Origin of the sequence: Psychrobacter sp. UBA3962, from assembly GCF_002385225.1 — a bacterium.
In the GTDB taxonomy this organism is placed as follows: Bacteria; Pseudomonadota; Gammaproteobacteria; order Pseudomonadales; family Moraxellaceae; genus Psychrobacter.
The window spans coordinates 52365-77690 of sequence record NZ_DGDC01000052.1 but is presented as its reverse complement, the minus strand read 5'-3'; the positions used below and the strand labels follow the sequence as shown (position 1 = coordinate 77690).

At 42.3% G+C, this 25326-nt stretch carries 22 protein-coding genes; 6 read left to right on the top strand and 16 right to left on the bottom strand.

Annotated elements, in window-relative coordinates:
• Positions 1-110: 110 nt before the first annotated feature.
• The 5 genes from B3S92_RS12125 to B3S92_RS12105 form a co-directional block, all read right to left on the bottom strand.
• Positions 111-449 carry a hypothetical protein gene (locus B3S92_RS12125; protein ID WP_296206548.1) on the bottom strand — a complete coding sequence of 113 codons (339 nt, stop codon included), beginning with the start codon at positions 447-449 and terminating at the stop codon, positions 111-113.
• A gap of 3 nt (positions 450-452) precedes the next feature.
• A complete protein-coding gene (locus B3S92_RS12120; protein ID WP_167366886.1) occupies positions 453-620 on the bottom strand; it encodes a hypothetical protein in 168 nt (55 codons plus the stop codon).
• 171 nt (positions 621-791) lie between these two features.
• The gene (locus B3S92_RS12115; RefSeq protein ID WP_296206546.1) at positions 792-1115 is read right to left on the bottom strand and encodes a hypothetical protein; all 324 of its coding nucleotides are present in this window, start codon (positions 1113-1115) and stop codon (positions 792-794) included.
• 144 nt (positions 1116-1259) lie between these two features.
• Positions 1260-2930, bottom strand: a complete 1671-nt coding sequence (locus B3S92_RS12110; protein WP_296206544.1) for a fatty acid--CoA ligase — start codon at positions 2928-2930, stop codon at positions 1260-1262.
• Positions 2931-3218: 288 nt separating this feature from the next.
• Complete coding sequence (locus B3S92_RS12105) at positions 3219-4889, bottom strand: fatty acid--CoA ligase (RefSeq protein ID WP_296206542.1); 1671 nt, start codon at positions 4887-4889, stop codon at positions 3219-3221.
• Positions 4890-5217: 328 nt separating this feature from the next.
• Between B3S92_RS12105 and xseA the strand changes: the two genes are divergently transcribed.
• The 4 genes from xseA (at position 5218) to B3S92_RS12085 (ending at position 9222) form a co-directional block, all read left to right on the top strand.
• The gene (gene xseA / locus B3S92_RS12100) at positions 5218-6768 is read left to right on the top strand and encodes an exodeoxyribonuclease VII large subunit (protein ID WP_296206540.1); all 1551 of its coding nucleotides are present in this window, start codon (positions 5218-5220) and stop codon (positions 6766-6768) included.
• Positions 6769-6859: 91 nt separating this feature from the next.
• Complete coding sequence (gene xseB / locus B3S92_RS12095) at positions 6860-7150, top strand: exodeoxyribonuclease VII small subunit (protein ID WP_296206538.1); 291 nt, start codon at positions 6860-6862, stop codon at positions 7148-7150.
• Positions 7147-8310 (top strand): glycerate kinase, encoded by a 1164-nt coding sequence (locus B3S92_RS12090; protein ID WP_296206536.1) that lies wholly within the window; start codon positions 7147-7149, stop codon positions 8308-8310. The genes xseB and B3S92_RS12090 overlap by 4 nt, the downstream gene beginning before the upstream one ends.
• A 63-nt stretch (positions 8311-8373) precedes the next feature.
• Complete coding sequence (locus B3S92_RS12085; RefSeq protein WP_296206534.1) at positions 8374-9222, top strand: hypothetical protein; 849 nt, start codon at positions 8374-8376, stop codon at positions 9220-9222.
• A gap of 54 nt (positions 9223-9276) precedes the next feature.
• On the opposite strand, the gene B3S92_RS12080 is transcribed toward B3S92_RS12085, so the two are convergent.
• The 11 genes from B3S92_RS12080 to B3S92_RS12030 form a co-directional block, all read right to left on the bottom strand.
• Entirely contained in the window at positions 9277-11199 is a 1923-nt protein-coding gene (locus B3S92_RS12080; RefSeq protein WP_296206531.1) for a DUF4178 domain-containing protein, read from the bottom strand.
• A complete protein-coding gene (locus B3S92_RS12075) occupies positions 11196-12218 on the bottom strand; it encodes an SPFH domain-containing protein (protein ID WP_296206529.1) in 1023 nt (340 codons plus the stop codon). The genes B3S92_RS12080 and B3S92_RS12075 overlap by 4 nt, the downstream gene beginning before the upstream one ends.
• Before the next feature lie 83 nt (positions 12219-12301).
• Entirely contained in the window at positions 12302-12709 is a 408-nt protein-coding gene (locus B3S92_RS12070) for a DUF350 domain-containing protein (RefSeq protein ID WP_077450379.1), read from the bottom strand.
• A 140-nt stretch (positions 12710-12849) separates the two neighbouring features.
• Complete coding sequence (locus B3S92_RS12065) at positions 12850-13380, bottom strand: S-adenosylmethionine decarboxylase family protein (protein WP_296206525.1); 531 nt, start codon at positions 13378-13380, stop codon at positions 12850-12852.
• Positions 13381-13581: 201 nt separating this feature from the next.
• Entirely contained in the window at positions 13582-15192 is a 1611-nt protein-coding gene (locus tag B3S92_RS12060; protein WP_296206521.1) for a polyamine aminopropyltransferase, read from the bottom strand.
• 61 nt (positions 15193-15253) lie between these two features.
• Entirely contained in the window at positions 15254-17035 is a 1782-nt protein-coding gene (gene msrAB, locus B3S92_RS12055; RefSeq protein ID WP_296206519.1) for a bifunctional peptide-methionine (S)-S-oxide reductase MsrA/peptide-methionine (R)-S-oxide reductase MsrB, read from the bottom strand.
• Positions 17036-17247: 212 nt separating this feature from the next.
• Positions 17248-17688 carry a hypothetical protein gene (locus tag B3S92_RS12050; protein ID WP_296206516.1) on the bottom strand — a complete coding sequence of 147 codons (441 nt, stop codon included), beginning with the start codon at positions 17686-17688 and terminating at the stop codon, positions 17248-17250.
• 83 nt (positions 17689-17771) lie between these two features.
• Complete coding sequence (locus B3S92_RS12045; RefSeq protein WP_296206513.1) at positions 17772-18653, bottom strand: ATP-binding cassette domain-containing protein; 882 nt, start codon at positions 18651-18653, stop codon at positions 17772-17774.
• 59 nt (positions 18654-18712) lie between these two features.
• Positions 18713-20629, bottom strand: coding sequence for a glycine betaine ABC transporter substrate-binding protein (locus tag B3S92_RS12040; protein WP_296206552.1), 1917 nt, complete (start codon positions 20627-20629; stop codon positions 18713-18715).
• A 303-nt stretch (positions 20630-20932) separates the two neighbouring features.
• Positions 20933-22345, bottom strand: coding sequence for a coniferyl aldehyde dehydrogenase (locus B3S92_RS12035; RefSeq protein ID WP_296206511.1), 1413 nt, complete (start codon positions 22343-22345; stop codon positions 20933-20935).
• 245 nt (positions 22346-22590) lie between these two features.
• The gene (locus B3S92_RS12030; protein WP_296206507.1) at positions 22591-23472 is read right to left on the bottom strand and encodes an SDR family NAD(P)-dependent oxidoreductase; all 882 of its coding nucleotides are present in this window, start codon (positions 23470-23472) and stop codon (positions 22591-22593) included.
• A gap of 298 nt (positions 23473-23770) precedes the next feature.
• Here B3S92_RS12030 and lipB point away from each other — a divergent pair, with 298 nt between their 5' ends.
• Together lipB and B3S92_RS12020 are read left to right on the top strand one after the other, a co-directional pair.
• Complete coding sequence (lipB, locus tag B3S92_RS12025) at positions 23771-24511, top strand: lipoyl(octanoyl) transferase LipB (protein ID WP_296206506.1); 741 nt, start codon at positions 23771-23773, stop codon at positions 24509-24511.
• A gap of 28 nt (positions 24512-24539) precedes the next feature.
• The gene (locus B3S92_RS12020; RefSeq protein ID WP_296206505.1) at positions 24540-25283 is read left to right on the top strand and encodes a hypothetical protein; all 744 of its coding nucleotides are present in this window, start codon (positions 24540-24542) and stop codon (positions 25281-25283) included.
• Positions 25284-25326 lie beyond the last annotated feature (43 nt).

The following is a 25326-nucleotide window of genomic DNA, read 5'->3' as shown; positions in this document are numbered from 1 at the left end:
TTTTTCGGGGTGATTACCGATCGGCTTCGTGGGCTTGATAGTTCTTTTATTATTGAACAAAAAAGACACACCAGCAATCGCTAATGTGCCTTTTAATCAGTTCAGCCAAACTATTGAGTTAGATGCTTTTGGCAGGCTTCTGTTCCTTGATAAACTTCATAATCACAGGTTTTTCTAGTTTCACCATTCTTGGAATAACCTTTATTTTCCATACACATGCTAGAGATTGCGACTTCGTTTTTCGTCATATAACCAATGTTGTTCCAGGTATTACGAAAGCCACAATCAAGCATGTCTTTTTTTGTTTGTTCCGCTAAGGCACTACCTTTAGTAGGATACTTGCCATGAAAATAATATCCCTTATATTCGTCTGGATAATCGAAAGCTCGCTCTATATGACACCCTGATAAAGTAAGGCTGATTAAAATTAATAACGTTAGTAATTTCATAAATTATTCTCCATCAATCTTATTTTGCGGATTATCATAGCGATATGCAGGTACCCACTGTGGTAAATCAGCGCCATTATTGGGGATATTATCATTCCAATAGTTTTTTTCTTCGCATTTATTATTTCCCACTCCATAACAACTATGCACTGTAGCAGGATTCCCAATCATATCCTTCCATTCACCTATCACTGTTTTATCTTCTGAGTTATTTCCGCCTGTACTTGAGTTCAGACCAATTAAGCCACTGACGGGATCGGCTTCGTGGGCTTGATAATTCTTTTATTATTGAACAAAAAAGACACACCAGCAATCGCTAATGTGTCTTTCGATGAGTTCAGCTTATTGACTGAGATGCTTTTGGCAGGCTTCTGTGTTTTTGAATGAATCAATTTTGCATATACCACCATGACTATTACTTCTATATCCTTTGCTTTCCATACATAGAGTTGATTTAGTAAATTCATTTCTATCAGAAACCAAATATTCAGAAGTATGATAAACATCTGGAAATCCACAGTTTTTCATGTCCTGCATAATAGTCTGATTACTAACACCTAAATTACGTTCTTTATAAACTTCATACCCTTCGGGTGGTGGTTGAAACCCCCTAAAGCTACAGGCGGTTAAGGCTACTGCCATTATGATAGTTATTATCTGTTTCATATTATTTGATCTCTTACAGTTTATACCCCTTACTTTAATACAGATCACTCACTCCTTAACAAAATAGCCGCCACAAAATCATGTGACGGCCATTAAGTCTATACAACATTCAAATATTAAGACTACTGATATATTAAGAAGAAGTTAAACGCCAGTCTGATTGGCATACAGCTCACGCATCACTTTTTTATCATGTTTACCCACCGAAGTTTTAGGTAATTCATCGACAATAATGTGATTCTCAGGAACGCCGTATTTAGCAATTAATCCATTTTCAGCAGCTTGTTCTACCAAAGCAATGATATCTTTTGGATTGGTATCCTCAGCGCCTGGTTTTAGCACGATAGCAGCAAGCGGACGCTCACCCCACTTTTCATCTTGAATACCAATCACTGCCACATCAGCTACTGCTGGATGTAGTGATAAAATCGTCTCAATCTCCAGTGATGAGATCCACTCACCGCCCGTTTTGATAACGTCTTTTAATCGATCAGATATATTCAACCAGCCATTTGCTTTAATCGAAGCGATGTCTTGAGTGTGCATATAGCCACCTTCCCACAATTCATCGCCAGCATCTGTATTTTTGAAATAGCTTTGGGTCAACCACGGCGCTCTTAGTACCAGCTCACCGGTCTCTTTGCCATCATGAGCCACGGCCTTACCCTCACCATCCCATAACTGCTGTTCAACCAGCATTACAGGCTTACCACTTAAGCAGCGACGTTTGACATCTTCTTCAAAGCTAAGCTCACCTTCATCACTACTAAACTCAGTAATACTGATAAGTGGGGCAGTCTCTGACATGCCATATCCAGTATATACTTCGATACCGCTTGATAGCGCTGCAGAAGCCAGACCTTCGGTTAAGCGAGAGCCTCCGATAATCATTTTTAGACCATTGAACTTCTTGCCTTCTGCCTCAGCCTGTTTTAATAGCATCTGCAAGATAGTCGGCACACAATGGGTAATGCTGACTTTTTCAGTTTCAATCAATTTCAGCAGTACGTCTGGTGCATAACGTCCTGGATAAACTTGTTTAAGACCCAGCATGGTAGCGGTATAAGGGAAGCCCCAAGCCATCACATGGAACATTGGGGTCATTGGCATATAGACATCGCCAAGCACCACGCCTTGTTTTTGAGGTAAAGTACCTAAAGAGGCTGCCTCAACAAGGGTATGGAGTACCAGTTGACGATGGCTAAAGAACACCCCTTTTGGGTTACCGGTCGTGCCTGAAGTATAGAAAGTTACAGCAATGGTATTCTCATCAAAATCTTGGAACTCAAACTCATCACTGGCCGCTTCTAATAGTTCTTCATATTCGCCCAGCACCATAGATTTTCTTTCAGGTAAAACATCTTCACAAGTCACACCATTATCATCAAGCCAAATGATGTGCTCGATAGAAGAGTTCTCAAATTGATAATCTTTTACCATCGGGGCAAATTCAGAGTTCAATAGCAAGACTTTAGGCTTGGCATGATTGATGGTGTACAGAATTTTTTCGGGAGAGAGTCGCACGTTTACGGTTTGCAAAACGTATTGCGACATGGGAATAGCAAAATATGATTCGAGGAATCTAGGGGTATCCCAGTCCATTACCGCAACAACATCGCCTTTATCAAGATTTAACCCCTCTAGCACATTGGCAAGTTTAGCAATACGGCCAAAAAGTTGCTCATAAGTCATACGCTGTTTATCTGCAAAGACCACTTCTTGTTGTGTAGAAGTCATTCTAGCGCGGTTAAGTAATTGCTTGATTGTTAAAGGATAGTTATAAGCTTGTGCTGCAGAAGGGTAAAGATTACTCATGATATAGTCCGTTATTTCATAAATTAAAGGGGAATATCTATATTGTCACTATCTATCTACTAGGTCTTTATAACCGTTATAATCAGAATAATGAAAATACTGTCCAGTTCCATGTGACAGTAATTCATCATAGTCAATTAATTTAACGATGTAAACATAAAAATTAGTACAACAAAAATTAGAGCAAAAAAAACGATAAGATATTGATTAACCATACAATAAAAAAGTGAGGGCAGATTATTTATCTAATAACCTGCCCTCACTTCTCAGCTTTAAAATTAACAGAAATTAAATTTCAGTTTGACCTGCAAACAATTCACGAATCATTTTTTTGTCATGCTTGCCCACAGAGGTCTTCGGTAAATCATCAACAAACTTGAAGTATTCAGGCACGCCATATCTAGGAATCATACCTTTCTCTGCCGCTTGTTCTGCCAGAGCCTTAATATCTTCTACCGTGGTGTCTTGGCATTGAGGCTTAAGAATGATGGCAGCCAGTGGACGCTCGCCCCATTTTTCATCACGAACGCCGATGACAGCCACATCTGCTACCGAAGGATGTAACGATAAGATGGTTTCAATCTCCAAGGAAGAAATCCACTCACCCCCTGACTTAATCACATCTTTTAGACGGTCTGTGATTTTCAATACGCCAGTTTCATCCATGTGGGCAATATCTTGGGTATGCATATAGCCGCCTTCCCATAATTCATTACCCGCATCGGTATTTTTGAAGTAGCTTTGTGTCAACCAAGGGGCACGCAGTACCAGCTCACCAGTTTGCTTAGCATCATGTGGTAATGATTTATTGTTACCATCCCAAATCTGCGCATCTACCATAACAATAGGCTTACCGGTAAAGCTACGACGCTTCGCCTCTTCCTCTAATGTCATCTCCGGATCGTCAGATCTAAATTCAGTTAACGCAATAAGCGGTGCCGTCTCTGACATACCATAACCGGTATAGACCTCGATGCCAGCACTAAGTGCCTCTTTAGCCAGGCCTTCAGTAAGACGCGAACCGCCAATAACCATTTTAAGCCCTTCAAACTTATACCCTTCGGCCTCAGCCTGCTTCAATAGCATTTGCAAGATGGTAGGCACACAGTGAGTGATCGATACTTTCTCTTCTCTAATAAGTTTGACCAGCACATCTGGAGCATAACGACCCGGATAAACTTGCTTTAAGCCTAACATAGTGGCGGTATAAGGTAGACCCCATGCCATCACATGGAACATCGGGGTCATTGGCATATAAACATCGCCCAATACCAGTCCCTGCTTCTGTGGCTGTACCCCTAAAATAGCGGTTTCTGCTAAAGTATGTAGTACCAATTGACGGTGGCTAAAGAACACCCCTTTTGGATTACCTGTAGTGCCTGAAGTATAGAAAGTTACAGCAATGGTATTTTCGTCAAAATCTTCAAACTCAAACTCATCACTGGCAGCTGCTAATAGCTCTTCATACTCACCCAATACGCGCGATTGGTTATTACCAAATACCCCATCACTGCTCACACCAGCATCATCCATCCAAATGATGTGCTCAATCGATGAGTTCTCAAACTGGTAGTCTTTTACCATAGGGGCAAATTCAGAGTTCAACAGCAGCACTTTAGGTTTGGCATGGTTGATGGTATATAAAACCTTCTCTGGAGACAGTCTAATATTTACGGTCTGTAGTACGTATTGTGACATAGGTACCGCATAATAGGCTTCCAAAAAGCGATGCGTATCCCAATCCATAACAGCAATAACATCACCTTTTTGCAAATTTAAACCGTCAAGTACGTTGGCCAATTTAGCTACGCGCTTAAATGCATCCGCGTAAGTCATGCGCACTTTATCTGCATAAATGATTTCTTCATGCATGGATGTGGCTTTTGTGCGGTTTAATAATTGCTTAATAGTTAAAGGGAAGTTATAAGCTTGAGGGGCGGAGGTGTAGTGATTGGTCATTGAATAGTCCATTATTTGAGTTATTGACATAAGCCGGTAAACTTAGATGGTCTAAGCGTGGTATCAGTTTTGAACGGGAATAATCATAATCAACTCAAACAGATATGTAAAGAAAAGTATTACTTTGAGCGATTTTAAAGCTAGGCTAACCTGATGGGCTATCATGTTTAACGGGCTATTGTTTTTAGGACAAGTATGCTTAAATAACGCCTTTTTAAAAGCGCCGCTTAAGTGCTATGCTATTGTAGCCCTATTTGTCATCTCTCCTTGTTATACAACCTCAAGTATAAAACACAAAGTATAAAACTTAAATTTAAGACTGATAACTATGCCTAAGCCAGATTTATCTCGCCTTGATACTTTACCCTCACAGGATAGCGACTTTGATGTTGATAGTTTCGATGCAGACGACTTTACTGATTCAATTGATAATGAGCTTGAAAATACTGTTCTAAGATTAAGTGATTACTTAGCTGCGGTTGAGCTGGTTATTAAAGAGACTTTTCGCCATAGCGTCTGGGTCAAAGCAGAGATTCGCAATTTGTCTAGCAAAGGCGGCCATTACTATTTTGAATTGGCAGAAAAAGACGATGACGGTAAAGTCATTGCCAGCTGCCGCGGTAACCTATGGCGCTTTAAAGCCGCTCGTGTGCTCACTAAATTTGAACGCGCTACTGGCATGAAACTAGAGCGTGATGTCACCGTACTGCTGAATGTCACCGCAAGCTTTCACCCTCTATACGGCTTTTCTTTGGCCATTAATGACATTGATCCCAGCTACACCTTAGGCGATTTGGCGCGTCAATATGCAGCCATGCTAGAGCGCTTAAGCGGTGAAGGGCTACTTAACTTAAATAAACAAATCCCTGCCCCGTTTGATATTGAGCATGTGTTGGTTATTGCCCCAGAAAAAGCAGCTGGACTTGGTGATTTCCGAGCCGATGCGGATAAACTGCAGCGCACCAATGCCTGTCATTTTCACTATCATCATGCCACTTTCCAAGGTAATCACGCTCCCAAAGAAATTCGTCATGCCATTACTAAAGGTATGCTCACCTTTAGGAAGCAGTATGATCGTGACCCAGATGTAATGGTCATTATTCGTGGTGGTGGTGCTGTTGGGGATTTAGCCTACTTAAATGATTATGAGTTAGCGGCTTTGGTCGCTGAGCAGCCTGTCCCAGTTTGGGTAGGTATCGGTCATGAACGGGATTCGGTCATTTTGGATGAGGTGGCGCACACCAGCTTTGATACCCCCTCAAAAGTTATCGCCGGTATCATTAATCACCTTGCCAGCCTCATGCAGCACACTCAGGGTTATGCTGATGCGATTCAACGGTTGAGTCAACAACAATTGACTCAGGCTGCCATGTCCACTGAGCGTCAATTCTCAACCATTCAAAGCTTAAGTAATCATAACTTACAGCGCTGGCAGCACCTGACCGATCGCCATTTTAATAGCATTAAACAACATGCTAAATTTGAATTGCGTGAAGTAACACTAACTACCGAAAGTAACATACAGCGCATTCGTCAAATGAGTTATAACCAGTTATCAAGAGCTACTAACGCCATTGACTCATTACATCACAGCACCAAAGCAAACAGTCAAAAGTTAGTAAACGATATCGAAAAACAAGTGCGCTATTATCAACAAGTGGTGTTAATTCAAAACCCTGCCCGCCTGCTTGATCAAGGTTATGCTTTCGTTCAAAACTCAGAGAATAAATATCTAAACTCGGTTAAAAGTATTGAAAAAGGCGACTTTATCAAAGTGGCTATGAGCGATGGTGAGTTAAACGCAGTAGTCTATAACTTGACCCCTCATTCTCCCACTAACTCTGACTCTGACTCTGACTCTGACTCTGACCAAAGCTAAACCCTGATTTTTTGATTGTATTCCCCTATTTGACTTTATTAGCCTAACCTTTATTTCTCACAATTAATTTAATTATTATAAGGATTATATTATGGCCACACGTACCCGCAAAAAGACAGCACCAAAAACCTTTAAAGCTGCTTATCAAATTCTAAAGACCAATGCCGAAGAACTACAAAGCTCAAATGAGCCGGACATTGACAACTTAATGGATACGGTTGAGCAATCTATAGCTGCTTATAAAGTGTGCCAAGCGCGTATCGAAGCGGTGCAACAGGCTCTTGATGCTGCTTTTGATGAAGATGCTGATAGTGAAAGTGAAGAAGTAGAACAAGAGTCTAGCAATGAGCAAAATCCAGAAGAAACTTCATCTGAATCGTGAATATCCTAATCGCACCAGACTCATTTAAGGAAAGCCTAGAAGCCATCGACGTCTGCAATGCTATTAAACAAGGCTTCAGCCAAGTCTATCCGGAGGCTAACTACACTTTGTTGCCCCTCGCTGATGGCGGTGAAGGTACCTCAAGTGTCTTATCTTATGTGTTAGACGGTCACTGGCAACATGTTCAAGTGCATGACCCCTTGATGCGGCCGATTACTGCAAAGTATTTTCTTACCGCAGAGGCTGTAGCTGTCATTGAAATTGCTGAGGCTTGTGGCCTGCACTTATTAAAGTCAGATGAACGTAACCCGTTGATTGCCAGTAGTTTTGGTGTGGGTGAAATGATTGCTGATGCTATTGGTAAAGGTGCGACAGACCTCCTAATCGGTTTGGGCGGTAGCGCCACCAATGATGCGGGCGCTGGCATGCTTCAAGCATTGGGAGTTAAATTACAAGACGCTACCGGCGATGCACTAAAGCCGGGTGGCAGTAACCTCAGTCAGCTACACAGCATTGACCATCAAACCCTTCACGATCTTTTGTCTGGTATAAAAATTACCGTAGCCTGCGATGTAACCAGCCCGTTATGCGGCCCTACTGGCGCCAGTCATGTCTTTGGCCCCCAAAAAGGAGCGACCTCCGATGAGGTGCTTATTTTAGATAAAGCTCTTGCTCATTTTGCTGCTGTGACCCATGCTTATAATGTCAGTGACGACTATTGTAGCTGTATTGAAGGTGCTGGTGCGGCAGGTGGCTTAGGCTTCGCCTTAATGGCTTATTGCCAAGCTGAGTTAAAATCAGGATTTGATACCATTGCTGAAGTGGTAGCACTAGACAAGCACTTAGCCAAAGCCGACTTGGTCATTACCGGAGAAGGCAAAATTGATGCCCAAACGGCTATGGGTAAAGTAGCCAGTGGAGTAGCATTACGCGCTAAAGCCATTAATCCAGAACTCCCTGTCATCGCTATATGTGGAAGTGTGGACCGTGATATAGGCGCTGCAAACTGCTTTGATAATTCGCCCTTTGACATTGCCCTACCCAGCATTCAAAAACTTGATAAGCTAGATAATATTCTAGCTGGAGCCTATCCTAATGTGGCTCAGACCGCTTATCAACTAGCAATTACTCTAAAATTAGGGCAGCATTTAAAAAGTTAATTCAATTTAAAATATATCCGAATAAATTAAAAAAACTATAACGACCACCTATAAAGAAAAACTATGAAAAAGAAATTTTTATTATCCACATTAATTTTATCAACACTAAGTATTGGCGGGTGTAACTCTGCCCTTATGGCCATTGATGAAGCGCATAGAGAATACACCTCTGAACGTGAAAAGCAGCCTTCAATTGATAAATACATTGCCCTAAAAGATAAGTATCAATCAAATGGCAAGCTGAGCGCTGATGAGCATATGATTATGGCTGAGCTGTTACGTAACGCTTTACGTGGCGCTTATGAGCTGCCTGAACCTAAAGAGAACTATTTAAAGCTGCACGCATCACACATTGAGGCGGCCGCTAAATTGGGCAATGTCAAAGCAGTGAGAGACTATCACCAGCTCCTTATCTTTACCAGTGTTAACAATATCAAAGTGTCGCAAGTGACCTCTAATACTGCAGTTATTACTGATATCACTCAATTTAAGGCAGGTCTAAAGGGACTAATGCAGGACGCGAAAGCTTTTAACCCTCACACCCAGTCTATTTATAAGTATTTTGATTATTCTATTGATAATGCCAGAACCAATGTGTCAGATTACCTTAAACCTGTATTAAACGCCAAAGAGGCTAAGCAATATCCAGAATTAGTCGACGACATTCAGCTGTTTATTATCTTTAATGACTATCAGGGTTCTTTTAAGACTGAATACACCAAGCCAAACTCAATATATAAGCTGATTAGCAATTTAAAAGACACTCAGCCTGAAGCGCTTGAAAGATATTATGTGTTGTCAAAGCTTACCGAGGATAAAGAATCAACAAACAAAATCAAGGCCATGATTAACAACCAGGCCTCGCTAGCACATGCAGAGTCTTTATATAAGCAATATATTGAACGTTTTTAAATCACTGAAGCCATTATTCAAATCAATGAGTAATGGCTATTTTATTTATGATTATTATTTGTGAGCGCCGCCTGAGCTATAGCCAGTACGACCGCTACCCCCATTATTATTATTTCCGCCGCCCATACCTCCTGGGATAATAATAATACCACCACCGCCTCGTGTAGCGGATTCTTCATCAGGATTTGGGCCAGTGGGTGACGGCTTAGAAGCCACCCCCATCATAAAACTCACAATTAATGCCAGTGCAATAATCACCACAGAGATACCTTGAGTACCTGCCGAGTGATAATTAAAAGGACCAGTTTCGACCTCGGCACTCACATAGTCTTTTTCAGCTTCACTGGCTCTGAAGTAGATAATGTAAATTAAGATAGCGCCAATGATACCAACAATAATCGAACCGCCTGCCAGTAGCCATACCGCGACTTGCAAAATGGCATGCCAGGTGAGCATTTTTTTAAGGCTACCCTGTTCGCTAAAGCCACTGCGCTCATGAGCATTTTCAGTCTGAAGGTAACTCCCAAACCACTGCTCAAGCTTGTGATAAGGCAAAGGCATGGCATGGGTATAGGTAATCTCACGCTCAGTCTGCTCAGAGGTAATAACCTCATCACCAGAGGTATAGTCGATTAACAGATCACTATCATCGGTTTTAACTTGCCAGTTAAAAGCGCCCATCGCAAAGGTCACACGGTTGCGATAGCCAGAATCTACTTGACGCCATTGTCTGTCATCATAGTGAAGCTGGCCTCGTTCAGAGACCGGCATCTCACTTAATACTCTCGCTACAAACCAACCTCTAGACTCCTCAGATAACCATAAGAAGCCGTCGGTTAAGCTGTATAGCAGATACTCCGTCCAAGAAGCGAACTCTCCCACCTCTTGCAAGCGCATGATACCGATGACCACATAATCATGATAACCTTGCGCTGCAGTAGCTCGATCACTTTCAGTTAAGGCAAACTCACTTACCCCAACAATATCTTCTGCTGGGATTCGTGCTTTTGCTCCTAACGGTAAACTGCTGTCAAAGTGATGCATCGTAGAATGCATGGCAATAAGCTCAGCAGTACTTCCTGTCAGTTTACTTTCACTATGACAGGCAGGACATACCAAGTACTCAGTAGCGCCTGCCACATAGGGTATTGGACTACCACAGTTGGGACATTCAATTTTGCTAATCTTAACGCTATTGCCTGAGGCCTTGCTTTGAGAATCTCTTTGCCCCATAGCACCGGCTTGATTGACACTCACTTGCTCATTAAGCTGTCTGTCATCTTTAAGCAGCTGAAAGTTCAGGGCAGCAAAATCAATGGCCTCACCCTGATGCACTACAGGCGACTGACCGCTACCCGACTCGGCATAGTCTAAGCTTATCAGCTTGCGTTTGTAGCGGGCATCAATAACCCAAGTCTGCCAACCCTCACCCACGATAAAGGGCAGTTCGCCCTCGCCAGCGATGGCATAAGCTTCGCGTCTATCACTAACCTGATAATTCACCCCATCGAAGCTAATGCTGTCATTGATAGCTAAGTTATCATAGGCAGGCAAATTGCTTTGCTCGCCCTCTCCCAAGGTTAAAGCGTACAGACCTAGCGCTTCGGATAGCCAACCAATAAGGCCATCAGCGAATTGTAAATACCACTCGTTCCATACACCCTGACCATATTGCAGCTGCACCCGACCAATCACCGCAAAGTCAGTGCCGTCAATACTGCCAACACTGCCAATTTGAATCGGAGAATAGTCTTCAATAGTCAGTGACTGCTTACCTTGAGCCTTAAGGGCATCACCATCGCGCAGCACCGTAGTCTGACAGTATTCACACACTGCCATCACTGAGCCTGGCGAGGCAAACTCTACCGGCGCGCCACAAGAAGGACAAGCGGCAGTAAACGTCAATACATTGAAGTTACTGGGCAGCTTGGGCGCAGCCGGATTATCTTTATAAGACGGGTTGGATTTATCGGTCATTTAGACAACTGAGTCAGAATTTTAGTTTTTGTTTCGTCATAATCTTCTTGGCTAATCAAACCTTGATCAAGTAGCGCTTTTAACTGACTAAGCTTAGCAGTAAAGTCAATCGGTGCTGCTTCTGGCGCTGCCGCTGATTGAGAGTGTTGTTGGGGCTGAGCTTTTGGAGCCATTGCCTCACTCATCACTTGACCCATGTTCATACCCACACCAAGACCAGCGCCGATACCTGCCATACCCCCTTCATTCTTGGCCGCATGCTCGATAGCTTCTGCTGCTTGATAACGGGTATACGCATCCATATCGCCAATCATGCCCATTGAAATACGCTTGTCTAAGGTTTTTTGTAGCTCTACAGGTAGTGACACGTTTTCAACCACAAAAGACTCAACCGATAAACCATATTTAGCAAAATCTGGTTGTAGCTCTTTTTTGATCTCATCGGCCATTAGACCTTGGTTGGCTGCCAAATCAATAAAAGGTACTTGGCTTTGACCCAGACCTGACGCTAAATCTGAAACTATTAAGTTGCGCAGCTGTGGCTCAATTTGCTCGGCACGGTAGCTGTCATTCATTCCTGTAATGGTCTGATAAAACTGAGTAACATCATTAATTTTGTATGAATACATACCAAAGGCACGTAGGCGAACCATACCAAAATCTGAATCACGCACTGTTACCGGCTGAGTGGTGCCCCATTTACGGCCTTGTTGCAAGCGAGTACTAAAAAATAGCACGTCAGACTTAAATGGCGAGTCAAAACCCATACGCCAGTTTCTTAAGTTGGTCATTACCGGCAAAGTTTCGGTAGTCAACTCATAACGGCCAGCAGTAAATACATCTGCTATTTGACCTTCATTAATAAAAACGGCTACCTGACCATCACGGACGGTTAAAGAAGCCCCATTTTGGATTTCATTATCCGCCATAGGAAACTTCCACATCAGTACATCATCATCTTGCCAATCCCATTCGATGGCATCAATAAATTGCTTTTTAATAAAACTTCTAAGACCCATGATTTTTATCCTTTAATTTGTAGGTATATTTAAATTTTTATAAATGTTCAAAGCTTGATTTATAAACTTGATTTTTAAAGAGGTTATGACAATATGCCGGTGTTAATAATACCCAGTACCAAGCCAGTAATACCCAGTAATCCACCCACTGCCATATTATTCAGCCTAATATGTTCTGGTACATTGCCAATCACTTTTACCATAACAAAGTAGCCAGCAATCTGTACCAACATCGCCACCACACTCCAAATGACAAAGGGTAAGAAGCCAGTGTTATAGATAGCACTCGCAGCAAGCGGCAGTGAGAAGCCAATAATGGTTCCACCAAAACTTAAGGCGGCTGCCCCTGAGCCTTTACGAATCAATGCAATCTCATCGTAAGGGGTAATCGCCATATAGATAATAGCGAATAAAACCAACATCACCACACTGCCACCAAAATAGAAGGCGTAGTAAAGCAGCTCCGTTTGCAAACTGTCAAAATTTTGCATGTATTATGTCCTAAGCTTTTACTTATAAAGGGTTAAATTACTTACAGCTTAACATTGCCGTTGAAACTTAAGCAACTGTGCATTCTAAGTTTGTTTTAAGACTTAAACCCTCTATAACATAATAGAGTAATTTCAAGTATTTAGTGTTGAAAGTTGTTGGGAATCTTATGCTGGCGAGACACACTGTTAACATGATATTGGCTGGGCTTAAACAACTGCAAACAAGCGTTAAATAACGAATCGGCCTTTGAGCTATTTTCATTGGCTACATTACACACATACACATCCATCGTCACCGTCTGATATTCCCCCCAAGTGTGCAAGCATAAATGGGACTCGGCAAGCAGTAACGTTAAGGTTACTCCACTGGTTTGAGCTTGGTTGCTTTGTTGTGAGTTAAACTCACTATCATTACTGTCATTGCTGCCTTGATTTACATGCTGTTCAAACTCATGCACCGCATGCCCTACTAAGGTTAGTCCCGCCTGCTCTACAGCTTCGGTTAATAGTCCAAGTAAAGGTTGTGAGCTTGTTAATAGCTGAGGGTCACACTGGCACTGCCAAAATTCTGCCAAAATGTGCTTGCCAGTCATAGGGTTATCCTGTGAACTCGATTGTCGATTGGTTGCAGTGGCATTAGAGCTGTTTTTATTGCTTAGGCTATTTTTCATTGACTCACTTAACTTGATTTCAGTGCGTTGATTTTATTGCGGTTATCATCCCAGACCACTATTGCTAATAAATACCACCGAATATTCCTTACTAGCATTGGGTTTTGCGACGTTATAACCGTGTTTGTTTTACTTACTCTATTTCTGCTTTATTGTATTTCTATGCTGACTTTATTCGGTATGAGGTCATCCTCAGAGCCATTACTCATCAGACCAGTCTTGTACATAATAATGCACCAGTATTTGTTTATCTAAAGTGTTTGGCTCCACTTCAATTGGCTGCATATCCGGCGGGAACGTAAACATCTCACGGCTGACTGAAGGGGTTAAAAACCTCATGGGCAAGTCATATTGTGCGGGCGGCGTAAAGGAGGTGTTCGGGCTACCCACTATAAATCCCCACTCCCCAAATGAAGGCACGTACGCATGATATGGTGTGGTCTTAAACCCAGAAACCTGCAAGGTTTTATCAATTGACCAAAAGGATTTTGGGGCATAATAAGGCGAAGTGGCCTGCACTACCATCAATCCTTCTGCGGTTAAATGGTCTTTCACCATATGGTACATAGGTTCAGAATATAATTTGGCTAAGCTGTAGTGTGAGGGATCGGGCAAATCAATAATAATGGCATCATAAACCTCATTATTTGCTTCAAGCCACTTATAAGCGTCGGCATTTATCACACTCACTTTTGAGCTATTTAGCGAGTCGTTATTTAGCTTTTTAAATCTAGAAGATTCAGCAAAAAACTGCGTCATCTCAGGGTCTAAATCTACTAATGTAATATGATCCACTGCCTTATACTTTAGCACCTCACGCGCTGCCATCCCATCTCCGCCACCCAAAATAAGTACCTTTAATTTAGGCTTAGTCGCTCGAGTGCTATTACTAAGCTTCTGCATAATAGGATGCACTAAAGCCTCATGGTAGCGATATTCATCTCGGGTAGAAAACTGCAAATTGCCATTTAGGAACAGCTGTAAATGACCACTTTTCTCAGTGACAATTAAACGTTGATAAGGAGAATTTGTAGAAAAAACGACTGGTGCTTTAAACAATTTTTGTTCCGATAATCCCACCAAACGATCGGCAAAAATCAAGCCTGTCAGCAGCAGTACCATCGCCACCAAAATACGCACAATCAGCCGACTTCTAATCTTGGCATGATTTACACGCTGTTGCTGCTGTTCATCAGCGCTTAAGCCTTCAGCGTCCATTAACGCTACTTTAGGATAGAAGTGCCAAGCGGTCCAGCCTGCTACCAACACGTTCAATATCCCAAACAGCACCGCTGATCGGGCCAAACCAAGCATTGGTGACATCACCAAAGGAAATAATAGTGAAACCGCCAAAGCCCCCAGATAGTCGAAGGTCAGTACTCGGCTAACCAACTCATGAAAAGCTTGTTTTTGTGAGTTAAAAATACGCATCACCAGTGGGATTTCCATACCCACTAAGGTGCCGATACACACCACTAGGGCGTATAAAATGGTCTTGAAGGTTGGCAACCAAGCAAAAGCTAAAAACAGTCCAATGGCAGATAACCCACCGATTAGTCCTACCAACACCTCAATTTCAATAAAGCGTTGTAAAACCTTATCTTCAGGCACGTACTTTGAAAGATGCGAGCCAATACCCATAGCAAATAAATAGGTACCGATGATGGTAGAAAACTGCAATACCGAATCGCCCAGCACATAACTTGCCAGCGCCCCAGCGATAAGCTCATAAGCTAAGCCGCAAGAAGCAACAATAAAGACCGACAACACTAACAGTGAGTCGGTTTGCAAACGTTTAAAGGACAAATTCATAAATCAGTTTCTTGTATTTCTTATATCGCTGGTCATTAACACTGCACAGATAGGCTATTTTTTATTTGGCGGATTTTACCGCTACTTGGTCTACAAAGACACCGTATCCTGACTGCGGCATCTTATCGACCGGAATAAACTGTAAGGCACCGCCATTAATACAGTAGCGAAGACCGGTCTTGTCTTTTGGCCCATCATTAAATACATGCCCTAAATGAGAGTCGGCTACTCGAGAGCGTACCTCAGTACGCACCATATTGTAGGCGGTATCTTTGTGCTCAGTAATTACCTCTGGCGCAATAGGTTGCCAGAAGCTAGGCCAACCACAGCCTGAGTCATACTTATGAGTCGATAAAAACAACGGCTCACCACTGACCACATCAACATAGATACCAGGGGCAAATAAATGATCATACTCATGACTAAAGGCACGCTCGGTACCCGCCTTTTGAGTAATATCATACTGCGACTTGGTTAAGGTGTTTTTTAACGCATTTTTATCAAAATTAGCATAACGTTTTGGGTTCAGTGCTTCTGCTACAGTGGTAGCCGGTGCCAATTTTGGTGTTTTATTGGTAGACGCTAACTTATCATCTGCCATACTTAAATCGATATGGCAGTAGCCGTTGGGGTTTTTCGCCAAATAATCTTGGTGATACTCTTCTGCTAAAGAGAAGTTTTGTAGCGGTTGATGCTCGACAACAATCGATTTAGTGTACTTAGTCTCAATTGACTGTAACGCCTTATCAATCACTGCTTTATCAGCCTCATCGGTATAATAAATACCAGTGCGATACTGGACGCCTCGATCATTGCCTTGTTTGTTTAAACTGGTCGGATCGATAACTCGAAGATAGTATTTTAAAACAGTCTCTAAATCGATTTTATCCGCGTCATATACCACTTTAACCGTTTCGGCATGACCAGATCCGGCTATCACCTGCTCATAACTTGGGTCAGCCAGTTTTGGATTGCCATTGGCATAACCAGAAATGGCATCCACTACCCCATCAACACGCTCCATATAAGCTTCTAAACCCCAGAAGCAGCCACCAGCCAAATAAATAGTCTTGGTATTAATGGGCGCACCATCAGAGTTATAATAGACCCCATTTTTATTTTTTGGGCTATCAGACTTGGCACTCGCTGTGCTATCTACGCCTGTTTGATTCGGCTTAGCAGTGCTATTTTTTAGTGCTGCAAAGTCATTACCTGCATTTTGCGCCAAAGCAAAGGCCTGCTCTTCGGTCAAATTACCTTTAATTAGGCGAACTAGATTGCCCTGCTTATCGAAAATAGCCCAACTGGGGTAAACCTGAACCCCCAGCTGTTTAATTAAGTTACCCGAGCTATCCATTAACACCGGCAATTTAGTATAATCTGCCTGTACGCCTGCATACCACTGGCTAAAGTCTGTCGCTTCTTTTTCGTTAAGATGCCCAGGACTGGCAACTGTCACTACATTTAATCCAGCAAAGGCAGCATCTTTTCGCCACGTTTCAGTTTCTTCAAGCGTGCCTAAGCATAAGGGACACCAACTTGCCCAAAACTTCACCAAGGTCGGCTTATTAGAATCTAGTACTGCGGCGCCATTGTCCCCCAAACCTTTGGTCAATTGAGGTAAATCTTTTAATTGATTCAGCACATCACTTGGCAGCATGTCACGACTGTCAGTAATGCCTGTGTTCGAGGATTCAGCTGTAGACTTAGCACTGTTATCTTGAGCCACCTTGCCGCAGGCAGGTAGCAGGGTGCCACTGGCGACAATAAAGCCCGTCAATAGTACGATTCGTTTTAATTGGGGGCGCTTATTAGCGAGTTTTTTTGGGGCTGAGTGTGACATGAGCGCTGTACCTTTTTTATATGCTTAGGCTATTTTTCTTAAGCGATTTATAGTTATAAACAGTTAGTCTATAGGCCTATAATGGAGACGATTAATGATAATTACAAAGGGTGATTTGTGGTAATTGAAAGATTAGATAGGTTTTAATAGCGCGATGTGTTGAACGGCTTTAATCTAGATGTTTATGAGACCTGCTTTGGTTTACTTCTGTGTTAATCACACAACTCTTTACTGGCATACTGCGGCAAAATAACCACTTCTACTTGATACCCTGCGTTCTTGTTTTCAGTAGCCATTAGATTGCGTGCAATACGTAATTTATATTTGCCATCCTCAGGAAGACAGCCTTGATACACGATGCCACCCTTACCCCCATTTTGCTGCTTGGAAGGCATATATAATACGCCGACATTGGCCGTCTCAGGTGAACCTACTTTCGGCAGCAGATTAATCACAGCATACTGTCCTTTTTGGGCCTTAAACTGATACCAAGTATCTTGCTTGCCTGATGGAATCTGACCACTTGCAGTACCCAACACACTGCCTTGATTAAACTTAATGGGTTTAATCTCTTTTGCTACGCCTACTGAACTAAACGTCCCTATCGCCGTGATAGCGATAAGGTTAAAGAAGGTTTTATAGGATATTTTCATCGTAATTAACCTCTTTTATTCTTCGAAAATTTCGATTTTCTCAAAACTTATATTATTTAAACTTATATTATTTAAATAACACCCTAGCCTTTGGTCACCATAAAGCGCTCAACATAAGCATCAGCAGGGTTATCTTGTAGTTGCTGCGGCGTACCTGTCTGCACCAAACGTCCGCCATTTAAGATACTGATGCGGCTGCCAAGCTTAATCGCCTCGTCAATATCATGGGTAATAAATACAATGGTTTTATTCAGTTTGTGCTGTAGCTCAAGTAGTTGGTCTTGTAATTGACCTCGAATTAACGGATCAAGTGCTGAAAAAGCCTCGTCCATCAAGATGATGGGCGTATCCACAGCCAAGGCACGTGCCAGACCAACGCGCTGCTGCATACCCCCTGACAGCTCGTCAGGATAGCTGCTCTCTATGCCCTCTAGCCCTACCTCAGACAACCAATGCCGCGCTATCTCATGACGCTCAGATTTAGGTATTTTACGCACACGAAGTCCATACGCCACATTTTGAATCACTGTCATGTGTGGCACCAAACCAAAGTGTTGAAATACCATACTAACGTTATTTTGACGAAATTTCTGTAGCGGTTTGTCGCGTAAACTTAACACATTAATGACTCTGGATTGATCGGGCAGTCGTTCAGCGCTATCTAAATAATCAGGCGTGCCCACACTATGCTGAGTATCAATCCAGATTTTACCTTGGGTGGGGTCAATGAGTCGGTTGATATGACGAATCAAGGTAGACTTACCGGAGCCTGACAACCCCATAATGCAATGCAGCTCTCCCACCTCAACGCTTAGATTTATATCATACAATCCCACTGAATAGCCGGTCTGCTCTCGCACCTCACCACTACTCATGCCTTGCTCTAATAGCTTAAGCACTTTGGCGGCCTCGCTGACATTGGCATCGAAGACCTTACTGACGTTCTCTAATCGAATGTGGCTCATGGCATCATCTTTTGCTAAATGGGTAAAATAAAAGGGTGTTAATAGGGCTATAAAGTAGCTTAGGGCGCTTGTTTATGGCTGTGGTTTGAGTGTCGCAATTCATCGCGCGCCCGTCGCCCTTGACCAAAGGCTTGAGTAATACGGTCAATAATAATGGCCATAATTACAATCGCCGTCCCGGCCTGTAAACCTTGACCAATATTTAGGGTCTGAATGGACTGCAGGACATCTTCTCCAAGCCCTGGCGCACCAATCATTGAAGCCAATACTACCATCGACAGAGACATCATAACCGCTTGGTTAATGCCGGCCATAATACTAGGCAACGCTTGCGGCAGTTTAATCCAAATCAGTAGCTGTTTGTGATTGCTACCAAAAGAGCGACCTGCCTCTACCATCTCATGAGGCACTTGCTTTATACCCAGCATGGTCAAACGAATCAGTGGCGGTAAGGCATAGATAACGGTGGCAAATAACGCTGGTACTTTACCGATACCAAACAGCATAAGCACAGGAATTAGATAGACAAAGCTTGGCATGGTCTGCATCACATCTAATACTGGTGTCACCACTCGACGCAGACGGTTACTGCCGGCCATCAAAATCCCCATAGGAATGCCAATCAGCATAGTCACAATTACCGAAACAATTAGCAGTGCCAAAGTCTGTACTAAAGCTGACCACAGTCCAAAAGCACCGATTAAAAATAGCCCAATCGCGCATGTAACTGCAAACCAAAGCTTACGAGTGGCTAGCCAGCCAAGCAGTGCTACTAGGCCAATAATCAGCCATGGCGGCGTGATATGCATCAGCTTCTCTATCGGCAATAGTAGATAGGTTAAAGTAAGTTGACTAATAGAACGGAACACCTCACCGAAATTTTGGACTACGTAGCTAAGGGAGTTATTTAATTGATTTTCAAACGACCATTCTGGGAACCAGCTAAAGCCGGCGCTAGTGTTGCTATTTATACCAGCTTGTCCTGACTGATTATTTAAGGAGCTATCCGAGCCTTCTAAAGACACATTAAGCGCACTGGCTAAATTTTGTGCCGCTTCAGGCGTTAGCCAATGCTGCCACAGCTGTGGGTTTTGTTGCAAAAACAGTTCGGCTTGTTCTTCCCCACTGCGTTTGCTCTCATTCATCTGTAAGATGGCCCCGTTTAGGATATCGGGGGTGAACTGCACTTTTTTAAAAGCAGTGGCCAACTCTGGATTACTGCCTAGGAAAGGGGTAGAAACTGCGACCCCCAAATTCGATACCGGAAAACCTGAAACGCATTTAGTCTGACTTCCTGCATCAAGGAGCTCATCCCAACACTGCTCATCGTGCTTGGGAAAAGGAATCTCGGCAAAGTCATATTTGGCCATAAGACCGGTGGGCTGCCAATAATAAAACAGCAACGGCTTACGCTGCTCAAAGGCAGAAGATATGGCAGCATCTAGTGCTGCACCTGTACCAGGGTGAACATTATTAAACTTAACCCCTTGACTGTTTGGGGTGGTTAAACCTAAATTTTTGAGCAAATGGGTATTAAATACTTCACAGGTCCAACCGGTAGGACAGTTTAAAAACCGGGCATTAGAGGGGTTTTCAGGATCGGTAAATAGAGGGGCATATTTAGGTAAATCTTGATAACTTTTAAGCTCAGGATTGTCCTCAAGCACATATTTGGGTACATACCAACCTTGGGTGGCCCCGCCCTGTAAGGTATCACCTATGACAGCGGCCTTATTTGCTGCAATCGCCTCTTCCATAATCGGCGAGCGCCCAACCCATTGCTCTCCAATGACCTGTATGTCATTTTGCGCCAATGCGGTCTCTAAGGCTGGCCCAGTACCGGGTACCAACTCAGTTTCGCAGCCATAGCCCTTCTCTGCAATAGTCTGCAGTACTGAAGAAATAAATTGGCCACTCTCCCAAGTTAAAGAACCAAACTTTACCGGCTTGCCATCGCCCGCACCACAAGCGGCCATAACGGGTGACGACCACAGCGAGAGACACAACACTAACAGGCCTAAAAAGGAATAATGTTTGGCAGAGCGATGTTTACGTGAGTTATATGGACGCAAAATAATACCTATTTTTATTATTGTGGTAAAAACTATGGTAAATGATCAAAAGCATCACCTTTATTGGTTATACCGTACTTTACTTAAAATTACCAATACAGAGTGTAGTTTTAATAAAGCAAAGGCCCCTCTAATATTTTAGAAGGGCCTTTATTAATAAAATTTTTGGTTTACAAATAGATTAGCGAACTGTTGTTTAGCAGTGAACTATTTGGTTAAGAACTTGAGTCCTTTTCTAAACAGATCACTATAAGGAGGTAACATGATATTCATCGCATTAAATTTGGACTGCACAAAGACCGGTTTCATATGGCTTAAGCGCTCAAAACCTGCTTTTCCGTGATAAGCGCCTATTCCTGAATGACCCACACCACCAAAAGGTAATTCATGCTGGGCCACATGCATAATGACCTCATTGACGGCTACCCCACCTGAAACAGTGTAATTGCGCACGTACTCAATATCATCATTGTTCTCACCAAAGACATATAAGGCTAACGGGCGTGGACGACTGTTGACAAACTCAACCGCATCACGCAACCCATTAATGTGTACTAGAGGTAAGATGGGTGCAAAAAGCTCATTTTGCATTACTTCACTCTCTGGATCAGGATTTAGGACAATCACTGGCGGCATTAAACGAGTTTCTGCATTGGCTGCAACGTTGGTCAATGGAACCACTTGCTCGTTAGGTAACTGTTCTAAATACTCTTTAACCCGCTTATATTGACTGTCATTAATAATGTGGGTGTAGTCTTCATTATTGGCTATATTTGGGTAATGTTTTTCTACCCACTCCTTTGCTAATTTAACAAATCTACTGTGCAGTGAAGAGTTAATCAATACATAATCAGGGGCGATACAGGTCTGACCCGCATTTAAGGTCTTACCCATCATTACTCGATTGACTGCATTTTCTAAATTCACTTCGTCCGTTATAACAACTGGAGATTTTCCGCCCAACTCTAAAGTCACAGGCGTCAAGTTAGGAGCAGCAGCAGCCATAACTTGTTTGCCCACGTTGGTTGAGCCAGTATAAAGTAGATGGTCAAAAGGCAAGGCGCTAAAAGCCACAGCCAAATCCACTTCCCCGACTACCACAGACACCACATCAGATGAAAAATGACGAGAAACCGCTTCGGCAAAGGCTTCTGCAAATAGGGGCGCCGATTCACTCATCTTAATCATAATACGGTTGCCAGCAGTCAGCGCATCAATCATAGGACCCACAGCCAAGAACAAAGGATAGTTCCAAGGAACCATAATTCCTACCAGCCCTAAAGGTTGAGGCTGGATCTCATTATGGGCAGGTTTATAGAGAGTAGAGATGGGCACACGGCGGGTTTTCATCCAAGACTTTCCATTTTTCTTGGCATGAGAAATCCCATGGAAGCTTGGAAATAATTCCGCGAAATTGGTCTCATCTTTACTACGATGACCAAAATCCTGACTAATTGAGTCAGCAAAAATTTGCTTATTTTCAGATAACATGGCTTCTAAACTTTCAAGTAAAGCCTCTCTATCCGTCCATGAATTAATTGGACGCTTACGGCTCAGTTTGTGCATATGTTCAAACTGAGCGGTTAACTGCTCTTTTGTGGTAATGATACTTTGACTCATTCAAACATCCTTATGATTGCGTCATTATTAATTTTTATTTAACTCACCAAGGCTGACATATTTTTAACTATCTATTCAATTTAAAACATAGCAGTTATACCTCACAGGATTACAACCTACGTCGATATATCTGTTAAAAATATGACCTAACTTGTGAGCGAATATAAAAATAGCACAATTAATCCTTTAATTGTGCTATTAATTATTTAGCAGGTTTTACTAGGTAGGTTTTACTAGATAAGTATTTAATGAGGTTCACCAGGCAAAATTCGGGCAAAGCCTCTTTGTAGTAAATTAGGTTTGGCCTTTTTACTTTTAGCAGTTTTAAAATCTGGAAAGATACGATAACCCAATGACTGAATACCAAGGTTAAATTTTGGCACTAGAGAATAAGTAGCTGAAGCAAATCGGCCCATGTTGCTTGAGATACTCACCGGCTTTTCGATAATAGCTTTAGCCACTAAGTTTGCAGCTTCTTGTGGGCTTAGCGCAGGCATATAGTTATACATCTTAGTTGGAGCAATCATGGGAGTACGTACCAAAGGCATATAAATAGAGGTTAAATGAACCTTCTTACCTTTTACTTCAGCAGCGACACAGCGGCTGAACGCATCGAGGGCTGCTTTTGAGGCAACATAAGCGGAGAAACGCGGGGTATTGGCTAGCACCCCAATAGAGGAGATGTTAATGATCTGACCTCTTTTACGCTTTAGCATACCTGGGATAAACTCTAACACCAGCTTTACCGCTCCAAAATAGTTGATACTCATAGTACGCTCAAAATCATGGAAACGATCAAGTGACTCATCCACTGAACGACGAATTGAGCGGCCAGCGTTATTGACTAAGATATCAACATGTTTGTGATCTTTTAAAATCTGATTTGCAGTACTAACGATAGCTTCCATATCGGTCAAATCGCAGCTATACACACTGGCTTTACCCGCAAAAGCTGTAATTTTGGCTTGGACGGCTTCCAACTTATCTAAAGAGCGAGCAATTAGGATCACATGGGCTCCAGCTTCTGCTAATAAATAGGCAGTACTCTCACCTATCCCACTGGACCCACCCGTGATAACAATATTTTTATTTTTTACAGCTTTCCGTAAATTTCTAGAAGCTTTCATAGCAGCAATTCCTTTTTGTTAGATAAAATTTATACCTAAATGCATAATGGTTCAAATAGTAAAATAGAGCTATATTACAGCGTATTTTTTATAAGATTTTAATTTATATTGTGCGCTGTTAGGAAATAGATCAAACAATAAAAATTGAAAATTTTACACATACATGCTGTGTTTGATTGGAAGAAACTTACCCCAATCTCTGCCTTTTTTAGTTATCATAGTGAGTTAACATTATCACCATCATTAATGGTAATTAACCCCTAAAACAAAACATTTGTTGATTATGGCTGTTTTAAAAATGAATAACAATACTAGCCCAGATAATATTCCAATTCTGCGTACCCTATTAAACGCTGACTATGAAAGCACTCATGATGCCATGCTAAATACTACTCTGTCCCGAATTGAGCAGAAGAAACAAGGCATAATTACTCCAGATGAGCTATGGGTAGTTGAGCATAACGATGTTTATACTTTAGGTCAGGCAGGCAAAGAGGAACATATTCTACAACAGGTAGATACGCCAATCATTCATACTGATCGCGGCGGTCAAGTGACTTGGCATGGTAAAGGGCAACTGGTGCTGTACTGGCTTATTGATTTAAATGCAGCCAACTGGTCAGTCCGTGATATGGTATCTCATGCTGAACAAAGTATTGAAGATGTCTTGAACAGCGCCTTAACTCAGGACTCACACGAGAAAAGCTTTTATGCCAAATCCCGGCGCGATGCCCCTGGAGTATATATATACAATAACGATGACTTGATGCTAGGAAAAATAGCTTCCCTAGGTTTTAAAATTAAACATGGCTTTAGTTATCATGGCATTGCCCTAAATTTAAACTGTGACTTAGCAGTGTTTAACGCCATTAATCCTTGTGGCTATGCCGGCATGCAGATGTTAAAACTTGAAGACTTTGTTGACTTAGCTGCGACATCAGAAACGCCAATCAGTGACTTAGCAGTAACCAAGCAATTGCTGTCGAACATTCAGCAACGTCTTGCAGGCGATATTAAACTAAACCCTATCAATAAATAATAAATTTACTCATCATGAGAACTAAGCTATGACTTCAGATACAAGCTTTAGGACACCAATATCCTCCCCTGAATATACTGATCCCAATGCTACGGCAACCTTAGAGTCTGTACCTGCCGATGAAGCCAATCAGAACTCTGTGACCAATAGCTTGCTTGCCGATCCTAATACCTTAATACTAAATGAGTTATTAAGTGATAAAGAGACGCCCTGGCAAGTTCATAATTGCAAAATCGTTGATAAGTCAGTGACTCAAGATCAATTACTGCCATTTATCTATCACCATGATGCCCTATCTGAGGAGCTAAAACAGCTTCATCCTTTAACCGGCAGTCTGTTAAAACAGTTTCAAACCCCAATGTCAGCACAACAAGCGGCTGAGCTACTGGGTATAGACGCTGCACTAGTTCCTACTCCTTGGATGGTAAAAATCACTGGGACTCTGGTTATGTTCTGCGAGCGGCTACAAATTGCCCTAAGATTAAAGTTTACCAATACTGCTAAAGATTATGACCCTGTTTATACCACGACAGCTGATCAGGCCATACAAGCCTCAATGCAAGACTGGCACTTTTATGGTGATATCTTTGTGCTTAATAAAGGCAGTAAACCCCTTATCATGACCGCTGACCCTGATTGGATAGAAATTCCACAGCTGCCAGAGTATCAGCTATTACCTGGTGAATTCGGCTTGGCCGCTTTGGCCTTATTAGAAGATAACAAGTCCCATATTACTAATTTGCAAGAGGCTATTAGCCAAAGATTGGTATAGCAATTTAACCCAATAAATCATAAGATTAGGTTATAGATAGACA